The sequence below is a fragment of the Streptomyces lunaelactis genome (genome assembly GCF_003054555.1).
GTDB lineage: Bacteria > Actinomycetota > Actinomycetes > Streptomycetales > Streptomycetaceae > Streptomyces > Streptomyces lunaelactis.
Genome location: NZ_CP026304.1, coordinates 2,982,812 through 2,998,051, shown reverse-complemented (window position 1 = coordinate 2,998,051; position 15,240 = coordinate 2,982,812). Strand labels below are relative to the sequence as shown.

The 15,240-nt window shown below is 72.2% G+C and carries 13 protein-coding genes and 1 pseudogene; 8 read left to right on the top strand and 6 right to left on the bottom strand.

The window, feature by feature from the left end; all coding sequences use genetic code 11:
* Window positions 1-139: 139 nt before the first annotated feature.
* Window positions 140-676: an HNH endonuclease gene (locus SLUN_RS13560; protein ID WP_108148735.1), complete on the top strand. Its 537-nt coding sequence runs from the start codon at window positions 140-142 to the stop codon at window positions 674-676.
* A 60-nt stretch (window positions 677-736) separates the two neighbouring features.
* Here the strand turns inward: SLUN_RS13560 and SLUN_RS13555 are convergent, their stop codons facing one another.
* Window positions 737-3,676 carry a glycoside hydrolase family 84 protein gene (locus SLUN_RS13555; RefSeq protein WP_108154718.1) on the bottom strand — a complete coding sequence of 980 codons (2,940 nt, stop codon included), beginning with the start codon at window positions 3,674-3,676 and terminating at the stop codon, window positions 737-739.
* 253 nt (window positions 3,677-3,929) lie between these two features.
* On the opposite strand from SLUN_RS13555, the gene SLUN_RS13550 reads away from it, so the two are divergent.
* The 7 genes and pseudogenes from SLUN_RS13550 (at window position 3,930) to SLUN_RS13520 (ending at window position 10,990) form a co-directional block, all read left to right on the top strand.
* Complete coding sequence (locus tag SLUN_RS13550; RefSeq protein ID WP_108148734.1) at window positions 3,930-4,124, top strand: hypothetical protein; 195 nt, start codon at window positions 3,930-3,932, stop codon at window positions 4,122-4,124.
* Entirely contained in the window at window positions 4,125-6,419 is a 2,295-nt protein-coding gene (gene malQ, locus SLUN_RS13545) for a 4-alpha-glucanotransferase (protein WP_108148733.1), read from the top strand.
* A 20-nt stretch (window positions 6,420-6,439) separates the two neighbouring features.
* Complete coding sequence (locus tag SLUN_RS13540; RefSeq protein ID WP_108148732.1) at window positions 6,440-6,670, top strand: hypothetical protein; 231 nt, start codon at window positions 6,440-6,442, stop codon at window positions 6,668-6,670.
* 209 nt (window positions 6,671-6,879) lie between these two features.
* Window positions 6,880-7,896, top strand: coding sequence for a DMT family transporter (locus SLUN_RS13535; RefSeq protein WP_108148731.1), 1,017 nt, complete (start codon window positions 6,880-6,882; stop codon window positions 7,894-7,896).
* A 5-nt stretch (window positions 7,897-7,901) separates the two neighbouring features.
* A pseudogene (locus tag SLUN_RS13530) lies at window positions 7,902-8,817 on the top strand (LysR family transcriptional regulator).
* Window positions 8,818-8,992: 175 nt separating this feature from the next.
* Window positions 8,993-9,883, top strand: coding sequence for an SAM-dependent methyltransferase (locus tag SLUN_RS13525; protein ID WP_108148730.1), 891 nt, complete (start codon window positions 8,993-8,995; stop codon window positions 9,881-9,883).
* A gap of 3 nt (window positions 9,884-9,886) precedes the next feature.
* The gene (locus SLUN_RS13520; RefSeq protein WP_108148729.1) at window positions 9,887-10,990 is read left to right on the top strand and encodes a terpene synthase family protein; all 1,104 of its coding nucleotides are present in this window, start codon (window positions 9,887-9,889) and stop codon (window positions 10,988-10,990) included.
* A gap of 2 nt (window positions 10,991-10,992) precedes the next feature.
* Here the strand turns inward: SLUN_RS13520 and SLUN_RS13515 are convergent, their stop codons facing one another.
* The 5 genes from SLUN_RS13515 to SLUN_RS13495 are packed head-to-tail and all read right to left on the bottom strand — an operon-like array spanning window position 10,993 to window position 15,196.
* Window positions 10,993-12,336: a cytochrome P450 gene (locus SLUN_RS13515; protein WP_217504043.1), complete on the bottom strand. Its 1,344-nt coding sequence runs from the start codon at window positions 12,334-12,336 to the stop codon at window positions 10,993-10,995.
* A 56-nt stretch (window positions 12,337-12,392) separates the two neighbouring features.
* Complete coding sequence (locus SLUN_RS13510; protein ID WP_108148727.1) at window positions 12,393-13,013, bottom strand: GTP-binding protein; 621 nt, start codon at window positions 13,011-13,013, stop codon at window positions 12,393-12,395.
* On the bottom strand, window positions 12,994-13,353 hold the full coding sequence (locus SLUN_RS13505) for a DUF742 domain-containing protein (protein WP_108148726.1): 360 nt from the start codon (window positions 13,351-13,353) through the stop codon (window positions 12,994-12,996). The genes SLUN_RS13510 and SLUN_RS13505 overlap by 20 nt, the downstream gene beginning before the upstream one ends.
* Window positions 13,350-13,775 carry a roadblock/LC7 domain-containing protein gene (locus SLUN_RS13500; protein ID WP_108148725.1) on the bottom strand — a complete coding sequence of 142 codons (426 nt, stop codon included), beginning with the start codon at window positions 13,773-13,775 and terminating at the stop codon, window positions 13,350-13,352. The genes SLUN_RS13505 and SLUN_RS13500 overlap by 4 nt, the downstream gene beginning before the upstream one ends.
* Window positions 13,772-15,196 (bottom strand): sensor histidine kinase, encoded by a 1,425-nt coding sequence (locus SLUN_RS13495; protein ID WP_108148724.1) that lies wholly within the window; start codon window positions 15,194-15,196, stop codon window positions 13,772-13,774. The genes SLUN_RS13500 and SLUN_RS13495 overlap by 4 nt, the downstream gene beginning before the upstream one ends.
* Between the last annotated feature and the right edge of the window lie 44 nt (window positions 15,197-15,240).

Genomic DNA, 15,240 nt, shown 5'->3' with positions numbered 1-15,240 from the left:
GGATGAAAGTGGTGTGGTCGAAAACACCTCGAGCCCGTTACCAACACGTGGTGGCGCTTGGACCTGGCATGAGGAGACACTGAGAGCAGATCGTCCCGGCGCGAGCCACGCGCCGCCGGCGTACAAGGAGGCATCCACCGTGCCGCACGTCCTGGTACTCAATGCGTCGTACGAGCCCCTCGGCGTCGTACCGCTTCGCCGCGCGCTCATCCTCGTCCTGGAGAACAAGGCTCTCTGCCTCGAGGAATCCGGCGCCTTCATGCACAGCGCGACCCGCGTCATCGCCGCCCCCAGCGTCGTACGGCTGAAGCGGTTCGTGCGGGTCCCCTACCGGGGGCCCGTTCCTCTCACCCGCAAAGCGCTCTTCGCCCGTGACGGCGGACGCTGCATGTACTGCGGTGGCGTCGCAACCAGCGTCGACCATGTCATTCCGCGCAGCCGCGGCGGACAGCACGTCTGGGACAACGTGGTGGCGGCCTGCCGCCGCTGCAACCATGTCAAGGCGGACAGGCATCTGCGGGAGCTGGGGTGGCGCCTGCGCCATCATCCCGCCCCGCCGAGCGGGCTGGCGTGGCGCATCATCGGGACCGGGCATAGGGATCCGCGCTGGCTGCCCTACCTGCAGCCGTACGGCGCGGACGACGCGATGGCCCGGATCGACGGCATCTCTGCCTGAGAACGGGTCCTTTTTGTGGCTCGGCTCACCTCCGGGGCGCTGGAGCGTCTGTCGACGGTCTCACTCCGCGACCGCGTACGCCTCCACCGACCACAGCGAGTAGCCGTACTGCGTCGCCCGCGCCTCGCCCTGGACCCGGATGAAGCGGGTGTCCCGGCTGTCCATGCGGACCGCCTCGCGGCCGCCCCTGCCGTCGGCCACCCTCGCGGCGTTGCGCCACGTGCGGCCGTCCGCCGAGACCTGGATGCGGTACTTCGTCGCGTACGCGTCCTGCCAGTGCAGCACCACCTGGCCGACCCGGGTCCGCTGCTTCAGGTCCAGCTGCCACCAGGCGCCGTCCTCGGCCCGTGAGGACCAGCGGGTCTTCGGGTCGCTGTCGATCGCCGCCGCTGCGGGGAAGGCGGCCGTCTCGTCGCCCGACGAGGACGCGGACGCACCGGTGGCGCGTGCGAGGTCGGGGCCCGCCGTGCGCGGATAGGCGCGCACCGTCAGCGTGCGCTCCTGGCCCGCGAAGGACAGCGGCACCGGGTAGTCCCCGGCCGGTGTGCCCTCCGGGACGGTGACCTCGACCGGCACGGTCGTACCCCCTCCCCGCGGCACCGTCGTCTGCTTCGGCACCGTCACCCTGATGCCCGCCGGGGCCTTCGCGGTGAGCTCGCCGCGTACCTCGCCGGGGCGCTGCGCCGTCAGCCGGACGCCTGCGCGCTGCGGGCCGCCGCCGATCTCCGCGTCCGCCTCGCCGCGTACGAGATCGAGGCCGGCCGCCGGGCCGTCCGCGAACCAGGGCACCACGGACCGTACGGCGACGGGCTCGTCCCCGTCCGACGCGATCCGTACGGCGTCCACCCGCAGGCCCTTCGCGTCGGTCTCGGTCCAGCCGCTCCCGGAGAGGGGGCCCAGCGTGCGCCAGCCCTCACCGGGGACATGCGCCTCCACGCGCCCGCCGGAGGCAGTGGCGGCCGCCGTCGGCTCGGTCATCGTGTTCACCGAGGCGACGGCGCGGGGCCGGTCCAGCCATACGGTGTCCTCGCCGGCCGTGTCCCGGGTGCGGTCCGCGCCCGTCCACATCGCCGACTCCTTAGCGGCCCGGTCGAGGAAGGCGTTCAGTACGCCCTTGCCGACCGTGGCCCGGCTCGCCTTCAGGGCCGTACGCAGCGGCTCCAGGTCCAGCGAGTCCCGCCAGGCCCTCTCGCCTTCGCCGCGCGCCTGCGCCTGCAGCATGTCGACGGAGAGCTCGCCCGCCCGGCCGTACCGCGCCAACTGCTCAAGCCACGGCCGTACTTCGTCGTCCAGCAGCCCACCGGCGGGCTTCTTCAGGCGCTGCGGTGCCTCGCGCATCACGGTGAACGCGGCGCGCAGCCCGTCCGCGGCCCGGTCCCTGGCCGCCGCGTCCGTCGTCGCACGGGAGCGCCAGAAGTCGTCGAGGAGCGGCTTCAGATAGCCGGACTCGGCGGGGCTGAGTATTGAGGACGCGTGGTTGCCGGCCAGTGCGCGCACTGCCTCAAGGGTCTTCGCGTCGCCGCCCGCGAGGTCCTCCATGGCGGCCTGCCAGGACTCCTGGGGGCGGTAGCCCCTCGGGTTCCAGGCGTAGTCGGCGGCGGTGAACAGGGGGATACGGGAGGCGGACGCCTGCTCCATGGCGTTGGCGAGCAGGGCGGCCGAACCGGTCGCGACGGCAGGCTCGCGGCCCGTGTAGGGGCCGAGGAACATCCGGTCCTGCGCATAGTCGTTGACCGGGTAGTTGTCCATGGTGACCAGCGGATGCCCGAACGCGTCCCGGGCTCCGGCCAGTTCGCGTCCGGTGATGGTGCGCGGCACCACCCCGACACCCGTCCACGCCACCTGGACCCGGCCGTCCAGCTCGCTCGCGAGCGCCCGCCGGTAGTCGGTGGCGCCGTCCTGGTAGAACTCCGTCGGCATCAGGGACAGCGGCCCGGCCTCCGGGTGCCGGTCCGCCAGATGCCCGGCCACCTTGCCCGCCACGCGCGCCTGAGCCCTGGCCGCGGCCTCGGGGCCCGAGCCGAAGGTGTCGGCGTCCTTGTCGCAGTGCCACTCGCTGTAGCTGACGTCCTGGAACTGCAGCTGGAAGGCGCGTACACCCAGCGCCCACATCGCGTCGATCTTGCGCGTCAGCGCCTTGACGTCGTCGTCCTTGGCCAGACACATCGACTGCGCGGGCGCCACGGCCCAGGCGAGCGTGACGTGGTTCTGCCGTGCGCGCTCGGCGAGTTCACGGAACTGCGTGCGCTGGGCGGCGGGGTAGGGCTCGCGCCAGCGGGCCTGCCGGAAGGGATCGTCGCCGGGCGCGTACAGATAGCGGTTCTGCTTGGTGCGCCCCATGAAGTCCAGCTGCGCCAGCCGCTGTTGCCGGCTCCACGGCTGTCCGTAGAAGCCTTCCGTCAGGCCGCGTACGGCCGTCCCCGGCCAGTCGCGTACGAGTACTCCCGCGATGGCCTTCCGCACGGCTCCCGCGACCGTCTGCCGGACGACCAGCTGCCGCAGGGTCTGGACGCCGTGGAAGAGACCGTCCGTGCCGACTCCGTCCAGGGCGACGGTGTCACGGCCCCGGACCTGGCCGACGGCGATCCGGTAGCCGCCGGAGGGGAGGTCGGCGCGTTCGGGTGCGCGCAGGGCGCGCAGCGCGTCGTGCGCGCCGGTGCCGCCGATGCGCAGGACGGGCCCGCGGCCGGGCAGCGTGGTGTGCACGGTCCGTACGCCGGACGCGTGCAGCAGTTCCTTCAGCCGCTCGACGGCGTACGGATCGGCGTCGCGGTCGGCGGCGACGGTCACCTCTTCGCCGAGTACGACGGCCGGTCCGGCCGCCCGGATCTTCTGCGGCCGCGGCCAGACTGAGGGCACCGCGGTCTCGCCCTCGGGGTCCTGTGCGGTGCCGGCGGGGGAGCCCGGGTCGCCGGGGGCCGCGACCGCGCCGTGCGCGCCGCCGAGCAGGCTGCCGATGACAGCGACGGCGACGGCTGTCGCGGTACGTCTCCTGCGCATGAGCCGCACGCCCGTCTCCCCTCGGTCTCCCCCGGTGTTCCAGTTGGTTTCGAGCCCACCACCACCACACTGAGGGTGTCAATGCGAGTGGCCGTTGTGCCCCCTTTTGCCTGATGGGATGGGCGTTTTGATGCAACTGCCGCACCGGGAACGGAATGTGACCCGGAACACGTTGACTGATCGTGTACGTCTGCGGTCGTGCCCGCTGGGTAGGGCTGCTGTGTCCCACTACCGTCTGCTTGGAGTGCCCACCGTGGCCGCATCCGCACACCTTCTGCTCTCTGCCCTGTCCAAACAGGTCCCGGGCCCCGGCCCGCTGACCAGCGAACCCCCGCTCGCCGACGCCGCCCCACTGACCAGCGAACCGCCGCTCGCCGACACCGCACCCCTCACCAGCGAGCCGACCGCCCCCGGCACGGCCGGCGGCACGGAGTCCCCAGGAGTCTGAATGGGCCTTGCCCGGCTCGCCGCGCTGCACGGAGTCGCCACCTTCTACGAGCCCTCCGAGGGCGTCACCGTCGCCGTTCCCGACGCCACGGTCGTCGCGGTGCTCGCCGCGCTCGGCGTGGACGCGTCCGGCCCGGCGGCGGTCCGCGACGCCCTGGACCGCGCGGAGGCCGCGGCGACGGGGCGGCTGCTGCCGCCGACGGTGGTGCTGTGGCCCGATGGCGATGTCCCGGCGCCCCTGACCGGGCTCCCCGCGGGTACGACCCTGCGGGTCGAGCCGGAGGCGGGCGGGACGCTGGAGTGGCTGATCCCTGGGGCGGAGGGCGTGGGCAGGCTTGAACGGGCTTCGGCCGGGCCCCGTTTCGCGGCCGACGCGGCGGACGGCGCGGCTGACGGCGAAGCCGCGGCGCCTGCGGCCTCCGGTGGGCCCGAGCCGGGCTCCGGCCGACCCGCTGTCGCGGCCGAGGCCGGCCCGGTCCGGTGGCGACTTCCGTACGGCGTGCACCAGTTGTACGCCGAGGCGCCCGACGGGCGGACTGCCCGCGCCACCCTTGTCGTCGCCCCCGCGCGGGTGCCGCAGCCCGACGGACGCTCGCACGGCCTGCTCGTACAGCTCTACTCCCTGCTCTCCGCCCGCTCCTGGGGCATGGGCGACCTCGGCGACCTGGCCGAGCTCGCGACCTGGTCGGGGCGGTCGCTCGGGGCCTCCTTCGTACAGGTGAACCCGCTGCACGCGGCCGTACCGGGCACACCCACCGACCCCTCCCCGTACCGGCCTTCGTCGCGCCGCTTCCCCGACCCCGTCCATCTGCGCGTCGAGGACATCCCCGAGTACGCGGGCGCGCGGGACCGGCAGCGGCTGGACGAGCTCCGGGACAAGGGCGCGGGGCTGCGCGAATCCGTGCTGCAGAAGGGCGCGTTGATCGACCGGGACGCCGTCTGGGCGCTGAAGCGCGAGGCCCTGGAGATCGTGCACCGCATCCCGCTCGGGCCCGGCCGCCGTGCCGCCTACTGCGATTTCCTCGCCGAGCAGGGCCAGGCCCTGGAGGACCACGCCACCTGGTGCGCGCTCGCCGAGGTGTACGGCCCCGAGTGGCACAGCTGGCCCGCCGCGCTGCGGGACCCGGGCTCGGCCGGGACCGCGCGCGCGAGACGCGAGCTGATGGACCGGGTCGACTTCCACAGCAGGCTCGTCTGGCTGGCCGACCGGCAGCTGGCCGCCGCCGGGCAGGCGGCGCGCGACGCGGGCATGGGCGTCGGCATCGTCCACGACCTGGCCGTCGGCGTGCACCCGGGCGGCGCGGACGCCTGGGCGCAGCGGGAGGCCTTCGCCGCCGGGATGTCGGTCGGCGCCCCGCCGGACGCTTTCAACGCGCGCGGCCAGGACTGGGGCCTGCCCCCATGGCGCCCGGACGTGCTGGCCGCGTCCGGGTACGCCCCGTACCGCGGACTGCTCCGCGGCCTCCTGCGCAATGCCGGCGCGCTGCGGATCGACCATGTCATGGGCCTGTTCCGCCTCTGGTGGGTCCCGGAGGGCAGCCCGCCCACCGACGGTACGTACGTCCGCTACGACGCCGATGCGATGCTCGCGGTCCTCGCCCTGGAGGCCCATCGCGCGGGGGCCGTCGTCGTAGGGGAGGACCTCGGCACGGTCGAGCCGGGGGTGCGCGAGGCCCTGTCGAGCCGCGGCGTGCTCGGCACCTCGGTGCTCTGGTTCGAGCGCGACTGGGCCGGTACGGGCCGCCCGCTGCGGCCCGAGGAGTGGCGCGAGGGCTGCGTGGCCACGGCCACCACCCACGATCTGCCGTCCACAGCGGCCCGGCTGACCGGCGGCCATGTGGCGCTGCGCCATCGGCTCGGCCTGCTCACCCGGCCGCTGGAGCAGGAGCGTACGCAGGACGCGGCGGACGTCGCCGAGTGGCTCGGCGTGCTCAGCGGCCTCGGCCTGCTGCCGGAGGGCACGGGCGACGAGGAGGGCCGGATCCGCGCGGTCTACCGCTTTCTGCTGCGTACGCCGGCTCGCATGGTCGGCGTCTGGCTGCCCGACGCGGTGGGGGACCGCCGCCCGCAGAATCTGCCGGGCACCTGGGACCAGTACCCCAACTGGCGGCTGCCCGTCGCGGACGCCGCAGGACATCCGGTCACCCTGGAGGAGCTGGCCGCGTCGCCCCGGCTGCACGCGCTGATGGATGTCTTCGCGGAGGCCGCCGCGGACGCCGCCCGCGCCCGGCCCTGTGCTCCGCCCGGTGCCCTGCCGGGTGCTCGTACGGCACCCCCGGACGCGCGCCCGCGATAGCCGTTCGCTACGTTGGCACCGTGGACAAGAAGAACGCTTTGCGCGCCGGCGCCGTCGCGGCCGGTACGACGCTGATGATGCTGCTCCTGTCGTCGCCCGCGCTGGCCGTGACCGCGGACGACGGCGACGACCCGGGCCCCGGCCTGAGCGTGATCGAGACGCTCGGCCTGTTTGTGGCGGCGCCGATCGTCCTCTTCCTGGTGATCGCGGGCCTCGTGATGATCGGCGACAAGTCCAAGAAGCCGGTCTGACGGACTCGTAGCTCAACCGCTTTCAAGGGCGCCTCGGGGGTGTGTACGCACCCGGGGCGCCCTTGCCATGTCCCGGGCCGCGGCGAACGTTCAGTTCTGCTTCACATAACCATCGAAAGTATTCGATGGACCTAAGTGATCAGCCGGTGCGACGGTGGCTCTCGTAACCGAGAGATCCCCCGGTGGGGGAGAGAGGCGAGGGGTATCCGATGGCAGTCCTGGACCGCGTCCGCGGCAGTGAGGCGACCACAGCGAGGACAGCGAGGCAGGTGCGGCAGGCCTCCGGCCTCGGGCTCCTGCTCGCCGCGGTCGCGACGGTCGTCTGGTCCGGGAGCTTCGTCGCCTCTCGTGCGCTCCATGACTCGGTCCCGCCCGTACAGGCCGCGTTCTGGCGCTGGATCGTCGCGATCATCGCCGTCGCACCCTTCGCGATACGGGAGACCTGGCGTCAACGGCGCCTGATCCGGCGCCACTTGGGCTACATCGCCCTCGCCTCGCTGCTCGGGGTCACCGTCTACAACACCCTCGTCAATCAGGCGGGCCTCACCGTCTCCGCCGGCAGCATGGGCATGATCATGGCCGCGTCGCCCGTCCTGATGGCGGTGTACGAGCGTCTCGGCGGCCGGCGCCTCGGGGCGCGTCGCATCGTCGGAATGGCGGTCGCCTGTACGGGAGTCCTGCTGCTGGTCGGCAGGGGATCCCTGTCGCCGGCCTTCGCGGCGGGCGACCTGTGGATGTTCGCGGCCGCGCTCAGCTTCGCCTCGTACAGCGCACTGCTGCGCCGCCGTCCCACCGAGATCGGCGGACTCGTCTTCCTCTTCACCACGTTCGTGCTCGGTGCGCTGATGCTGGCCCCGGCGTTCGGCGTCAGCCTGGCCCTTCAGGGTGGCTTCGAGCCGACGACTGGGACGGCCGGACCGCTGGTGTACGTCGGCGTCCTCTCCTCCGCCGTTGCCTTCCTCTCCTGGAACAAGGCGATCGCGTTGATCGGCGCGGCACGCGCCGGGGTCATCTACTATCTGCAGCCCGTCTGCGTCGCCGTGCTCTCCTTCGTGCTCCTGGACGAGGTGACGGGCCCGGCGCAGATCCTGTGCATGGCCCTGATCCTCGGCGGAGTGATGCTCGGCTCGGGCGTCCGGGTGCGTGGCTCGGGCGTCCGCGTACGGGGCTCGGACGTCCGCGTACGGGGCTCGCGGCGGACACGTCCGGATAGGTTGCGGGCATGACGGGCCTGACCGATTGGGACATCAAGAAGCTCCGGATCCTGCGCACGCTGAATGAGCGGGGGACGGTGACGGCGACGGCCGAGGCGCTGCTGATGACCCCCTCGGCCGTGTCCCAGCAGCTCTCCAACCTGGCCAAGCAGCTCGGCGTACCGCTGCTGGAGGCGCAGGGGCGGCGGGTGCGGCTCACCGACGCGGCGCATCTGGTGCTGCGTCACGCGGACGCGGTCTTCGCCCAACTGGAGCGGGCGGAGGCGGAGTTGAGCGGCTATCTGCGGGGCGAGGCGGGGCTGGTGCGGGTGGGGGCGTTCTCTACGGCCGTGCCCGCGCTGGTGGTACCGGCGGTGCGGCAGCTGCGTACGCTCCACCCCGCGCTGGAGGTACGGGTGCGGGAGGCGGAGGCGGCCGAGGCGTACGAGCTGCTGTCGAACGGGGACGTGGACCTGGCGCTGTCCCTGGCCGCGCACGCGCCGACGGCGCGCGACCCGCGATTCAGCCGGGTGCCGCTGCTGGCCGACCCGCTGGACGTGGCTTTGCCGGCCGGGCACCCGCTGGCGCGGGCGGCGGGGCTGCGGCTGGCCGGCCTCTCCGGCGAACCGTGGATCTTCGGGGGCAGCGGGCCGTGGTCGGAGATCACGCTCGCCGCGTGCGAGGCGGCGGGATTTGTGCCGGAGCAGGCGCACTCGGCGGCGGGCTGGACCGCGATCCTGGCGATGGTGGAGGCCGGGATGGGCGTCGCGCTGGTGCCGCGGATGGCGACGGGGCCGGAGCGGGCCGGCCGGCCCGGCGTGGTGATGCGGGTCCTGAGCGCGGACCAGCCACGACGGCACGTGGTGGCGGCGGTCCGCCGGGGCGCCGAGGAGGGGGGGAGTGGGCCGGGTGCTGGGGGCGCTGCGGGACGCGGCGGCATCGCGGGCGGGGTGAGCCGGGCCCGCGCGGACGCGGGCGCACGGCGACCCATCGAGCGGGGAGCGACTGAACTGCATCGGTATGACACGAGATTGACGGTGTGACACCTGAGGCGGGGGTGACGGGAACGATCATTTTCGGGCAGAGTTGGTCCGCCTCGTTACCCCCACTCAGGACGCACGGAGACCCGATGGAGAAGAGCCTCGTCGCATTCGACGAGACCCAAGTGCCGATCTACTACTCGCGCAAGACGGCTGACATCCTGCACAAGTACGGTCCCGGTCCCCGTATCCACTTCCACATGGGCCTGTTCGACGCCGGCGCCACACCCAACACCACCGTGTCGCAACGGGCCTTGAAACAGCGCATCGTCGCCTCCCAGGAGGCGATCGTCGATCATGCGGCCCGCAGCTGGGGCGCGTACACCGCCCCACCGGGCCGCCTCCTCGACATAGGCTGCGGCGTCGGAGGCGGCTCCATCTACTGGGCGCAGGAGCACGGCGCCAAGGTCACCGGACTCACCGTCGCCGGTGAACACGTTCCGGTCATCAAGGACCTCGCCCGGCAGGCCGGCGTCGCCGACCGCGTCAGCCCGCTCCTCGGGGACGTACACGACTTCACGGCGGGGAAGAAGAAGTACGACGCCGCGTACGCCAACGAGAGCTCCGGCTACATGGACCGGGAACGGCTCTTCAAGGTCGTGGCCAAGTCGCTCAGACCGGGCGGCTGGTTCGGCATCCAGGAGCACTTCATCTGCCGACCCGAGTGGACCGACTTCATCGACGGCTACTACAAGACCCGCCTCGGCACTCTCAGCGAGTACATATACGCCGCCGAGGCGGCGGGCTTCGAGCTGGAGCAGGACGAGGACGTCACCGACCGGGTCGCCGAGTTCTGGGTGCAGTCCATGGCCTGGAACACCGCCGAGCTGGACCGGGCCGAGCGCGGCGGCGAGCGGGACGCCTGGTCCCGCGAGCGGCTGATCGAGTCGACGGTCACGCACGGCAAGCTCTTCCGCATCTGGCGCGACCACGCGATGGAGACCCGGCTGCTGCTCTTCCGGCTGGGCGGGGGCGGGTGACCGATGCCGCCCGTGTACGCGCAGAAGGGCGCGCCCTCCCGGATCGGCTGGCAACTGCCGCCGTTCTACTGCCCGTTCAACGAGAACCTGATCCACCCCAAGGCGGCGGAGCTCGAAGAGCGGGCCATCGCCTGGATCGACGCCCTCGGCATCTATCCGGACGCCACCGAGCGGGCCTGGGGACTCGCCACCCACAGCGCCGACTTCACCAGCCGGATCATTCCGTACGGCGATGTGGAGACCATGCTGTTGTTCACCCAGTGGAACTACTGGGCCTTCGCCACCGACGACGGTCAGGCCTCCGGGTCTGCCAGCACGGCGGATCTCGTCGATCACAGCGCCCGGCTGATCCGTGCTGTCGAGGCACCGGGCTCCGGCCTGCTGCCACCGGGCCCGCACGCCGCGGCGCTCGAGGACCTGGCGGCCCGCACCCGGGCCACACTCACGCCGTTCCAATTGCGGCGCTTCACCGAAGGCATCCGGGATTGGCTGTTCGGAGAGAGCTGGCAGACCTCCAACGCCGAGCGCGGAGTCATGCCGCAGCTCAACGAATTCGCCGCGATGCGGATGTCGGTCAATGGCACCCGCTTCACCCTTACCTGGTGCGACGCGGCGAACGGCATCGACGTCCCGGCAGATGTCCTGTACTCGGCGCCGGTACAGGCCCTGACCGACGCTGCCGGATTCATTGTGAGCTGCGACAACGACGTGTTCTCGTACAACAAGGACGACGACCTGGAACCCTGGGAGCCGAACCTGATCAACGTCCTCGCCCAGCAGAACGGCTGTACGCCGGGAGAGGCGCTGCCCACCGCAACGGCCCTGCGGGACCGCGTGGTGACTCTCTTCGTCCGGTTGCGCGAGCTGCTCGCGCGGGACGCCGACGAGCAGCTCGCTCGCTATCTGCGCTCACTGGAGCACTGGATCGCGGGTGACATCGAGTACCACAACCGAGCGCCGCGCTACGCCAGTCCGCGCAACTGCAACGAACTCCCCGTCCAGGGTGCTTCGTACGACATCACCTGGCGGGACGCTCCCAGTGACGCGAGCGTCGAGCCGCTGCCGATCCCGGCGATCGCCTGGTGGTGGCAGCAGCTCGACGCCTGAACTCAGCGACGCAGCAGCCGTGCCCACCACGAGGCGCGCGGCGCCGCCCGCCCCCCGCCGGCTGGTGCGGGGGCGGGCGGCAGCGCTGCCGGGGGCAGCGGCTCCGCCTTGGCGGCCGGCAGCGGAGAGCTCGAGGTGGTCGCGCTGCCGCGCGGCGTGAACGTCACCGGCAGCGACACCAGACGTCGCGACATCAGGGAAGCGCTCCAGCTCAACTCACCTTCCTGTACACCGAGTTCGAGGTCGGGAAGCCGAGTCATGAGGGTGTCGATACCGGTGTCCGCGATGGCCCGGCCGATGTCCTGCCCCGGGCACTCGTGCGGGCCGCTGCTGAAAGCCAGATGCGAGCGGTTGCCGTGCACCGGCAGCGACAGGTCGGGCCGGATCTGGGGATCGACATTGCCGCCCGCCAGGCCCAGCAGCAGCATGTCGCCCGCCTGGATCTGCCGGTCGCCCAGCACGGTGTCGCCGGTCGCCCAGCGGCCCAGGATCGTGGTCAGCGGCGGTTCGTCCCAGAGGACTTGCTCCAGGGCGTCCGGCAGCGTCATGTGCCCGCCGGAGAGATTCGCGCGGAAGCGGCGGTCGGTGAGAACCATCCGCAGGGTGCTCGCGATGAGGTTCGCGGTCGTCTCGAAGGCCGCGATCAGCACGAGCCGCAGATGCTCCACGATCTCCTCGTCGGTGAGCGACGTGGAGTCCTCCAGCAGCCAGGAAGTGAAATCCCGCCCGGGTGCGGCGTGTTTGCGCTCCACGAGCTCCTGCAGCGCGAGCGTGACGTACTCGTTGCTGGCGACGGCCGTCGCCGTGCCCCGGGTCATGTCGCGTGCGGCCTCGACGAGACGTGGGCCGTACGAGTCCGGGGCGCCGACCAGCTGGGTCATCACCAGCATCGGCAGCGGCTCGGCGAAATCCGTGACCAGATCTCCCTTGCCCGAGTCGGCGAACGCATCGATCAGCTGGTCGGCGAAGCGCTTCACATAGCGGCGCACACCGCGCCGGTCGAAGCGCGCCAGCGACGCGGTGACCGCTCCGCGCAGCCGCTCGTGGTCGGCGCCGTCGACGAAGTGGCACACCGGCTGCCACGCCGTCATCGGAGTCAGCGGATGGTCCGCCGGGACGTTGCCCTCCTGCATGTCGCGCCAGCGCCGCGGATCACGCGAGAAGCGCGAGGGCGTACGGGCCACATCCAGGTTCTCGCGGTGCCCGAGCACCAGCCAGGCCGGCAGGTCGCCCTGCACCAGCACCGGGGCGACCGCGCCGTGCTCGGCGCGCAGCTTCTCGTACAGGCCCGTCGGATCGGCCTCGGCCTCGGGGCCGTACAGGCGGTGCAGGGTCTCGGCGCCCATGCCATGCGCAGGGCAGCCCGGCGGGGGAGTGGATCCCGGCGGGGGAGTGGGGGTGCTCACGATGCCTCCGTCGTCAGGGCGAGGGTCTGCAGATACCGCATCAGCGTCATCAGTACGTCACGGGCGGAGCCGCGCAGGCGCGCGTCACAGTCGACGATCGGTACGCCCGGCGCCAGGTCCAGCGCGCCCCGCACCTCCTCCAGGGGGTAACCGGGCGCGTCGGGGAAGGAGTTGACGGCGACGACGAACGGCACGCCGCGCTCCTCCAGCCGGCCGATGACGTCGAAGCTGACCTCGAGCCGGCGGGTGTCGACCAGCACAACCGCGCCCAGCGCGCCCTCGAACAGGCCGCGCCACAGGAACCAGAAGCGCTCCTGGCCAGGGGTGCCGAAGAGATACAGCACCAGTTCCTCGTTGATGCTGATCCGGCCGAAGTCCATGGCCACCGTCGTCGAGGTCTTGCGCTCCACGCCGTTGGTGTCGTCGACGCCGACCCCGGCCTGGGTCATCGTCTCCTCGGTGGTCAGCGGCCTGATCTCGCTCACCGAGCCGACCAGGGTCGTCTTGCCGACGCCGAAGCCGCCCACGATGACCACCTTGACGGCGGCCGTCGCCGTCTCCGGCAGTACGTCCTCGCTCCGCGGCCCCACGGCCCGCTCAGAGCTTTCGAAGTCCATCGATCACTGCCTCAATCAAAGCGCGGTCCGGGAGTTGGGCGGCCTGGACCGGTGCGCGGGCCAGCACCCGGTCCTCGGCCAGCAAATCGCTGAGCAGCACGGTGACAACGCTCACCGGGAGGCTCAGATAGGCGGAGACCTCGGCCACCGAGAGCGGCGCCCGGCAGAGCCGGACGATCTCGGCCTGTTCCGGCTGCATGCCGGGCCGGGGGCCCGACTTGGCCACGATCAGTGTGACCAGGTCGAGCGTGGTGGGCGCGGAGGAGCCGCTGCGGCCGCCCGTGATGACGTAGAGCCGCTCGGGACTGCTCTCCTCCCAGCCCCCGCCCGCGTCGCTCACGTGGCCTGCCCCGCCTGCCCCGCCTGGCGCGGCGGCGTGCTCAGGTGCTCTCCGATCCGCAGCACCAGGTCCCGCATGCGCTGGCCCATCAGCCCGGCGTCGACTCCGTCGCCGGCCAGCACGGCGAGAAACGCGCCCGCGCCGGCGGCCATCAGATAGAAGAAGCCGCCGTTCATCTCGATGACGACCAGGCGCATCTGCCCGTCGCTGTGCGGGAGTTCGGAGGCGACGGCGCCCGCCAGGCTCTGCAGCCCGGCGCAGGCCGCCGCCAGCCGGTCGGCGGTGTCGGTGTCCGCGCCGTACTGGGCCATGCGCAGACCGTCCGCGGACAGCACGACCACATTCCTGGTCTGCGGTACGCCCTCGGCCAGGTCCTTGAGCATCCAGTCCATGTTGGTCTGGTTGGACTGCTGCTGAATCATGGCTGCGTGTTCCCCTTGCTTGTCTGGTCGGCCTCACCGGACAGGCCGTTCTGGAAGGCGGCCAGCCACATGCCGGGCTGGACCGCGGGTGCGGACTCCTCCGGCTCGGGCATGGCAGCCGCGGCCGACGCCGTGACAGGGGCCTTGCGGCGCCGCTGCGGCAGACCGGTGGGAGTCCGCTCGGTCACGATCGGGACCTCGTCGTCCGCCGTCATGGGCCCCGTGACCGCGCGGGACTGCTGCTCCTCGGGAACCGAACCCGTCGGGCGGGGGCCGGAGGAAGCGCCGATGCCGTGGGCGAGACCGGTCGCCGAGGCGGCCGTGGTGATCAGCGCCTGCGGCACCACGAGAACGGCGCGTACACCGCCGTACGCCGACGAGCGCAGCGAGACCTGGAATCCGTACGCCTGCGCCAGCCGGCCGACCACGGCGAGGCCGAGGCGCGGTGTCTCGCCCAGGTCGTTGACGTCGATGCCCTGCTGGGCCTGGCGGAGCATGCGCTCGGCCCGCTTGCGGGCCTCCTCGCTCATGCTGACGCCGCCGTCCTCGATCTCGACGGCGATGCCCGACTGCACATCGACGGCGGTCAGATGGACCTTGGTCTGCGGCGGCGAGTAGCGGGTGGCATTGTCGAGCAGCTCGGCGAGCGCGTGGATCAGCGGCTCGACGGCGGTGCCGACCACCGCGACCTCGGAGACCGAGTGCAGCTCGACCCGCTGGTAGTCGATGATGCGGGACATGGCGCCGCGCATCACGCTGTAGAGCGGCACGGCCCTGCTCCACTGGCGGCCCGGCCGCGCACCGCCGAGCACGGCGATGGAGTCGGCGAGCCGGCCGATCAGCGCGGTCCCGTGGTCGATCCGGAGCAGATCGCCGAAGACTTCCGGGGTGCGGCCGTGCCGGTCCTCCATCTCCCGCAGTTCCTGGGCCTGTTGGTGGACGATGGCCTGAACCCGGCGGGCGATGTTCACGAAGGCACGCTGCGCGGACTCGCGCAGATCCTCCTCGGCGACGACGGCGTCGAGCACCGAGCGCAGCACCGCCTGGTGCTCGGCAGGCGCGTCGAGCGAGTCGAGTACGTCCTCGGGGAACTCACCCTTGCGCAGCCGCTCCACCACCTGGGGCAGCAGTTCGTCGGCGAGGCGCGCGGTCTCGGACTGCTGCCGCGACAGCACCGCCTCCCGTTGCGCGAGCCTGTGGCTCAGCTCCGCCAGCCGCCGGCCCCGGCGCGCGGTCTCGGCGCAGGCGACGGCGACCGCGAGGACGGCGGCGACACCGGTCCAGATCACGGGGGTACGCGCGGACGCGGAGACCAGGGAAGCGGCAGTCGCCGCGGCCGCCGCGACTGCGACGACAGGCAGCAGCCACCCGAAGGAGACCGCGCGCCGCGGACTTCCGGTCGACGTTTCTTGTCGGACCATCAGCACCCTCAAAACCATCGAACCGGAAAGATCATATGACGACG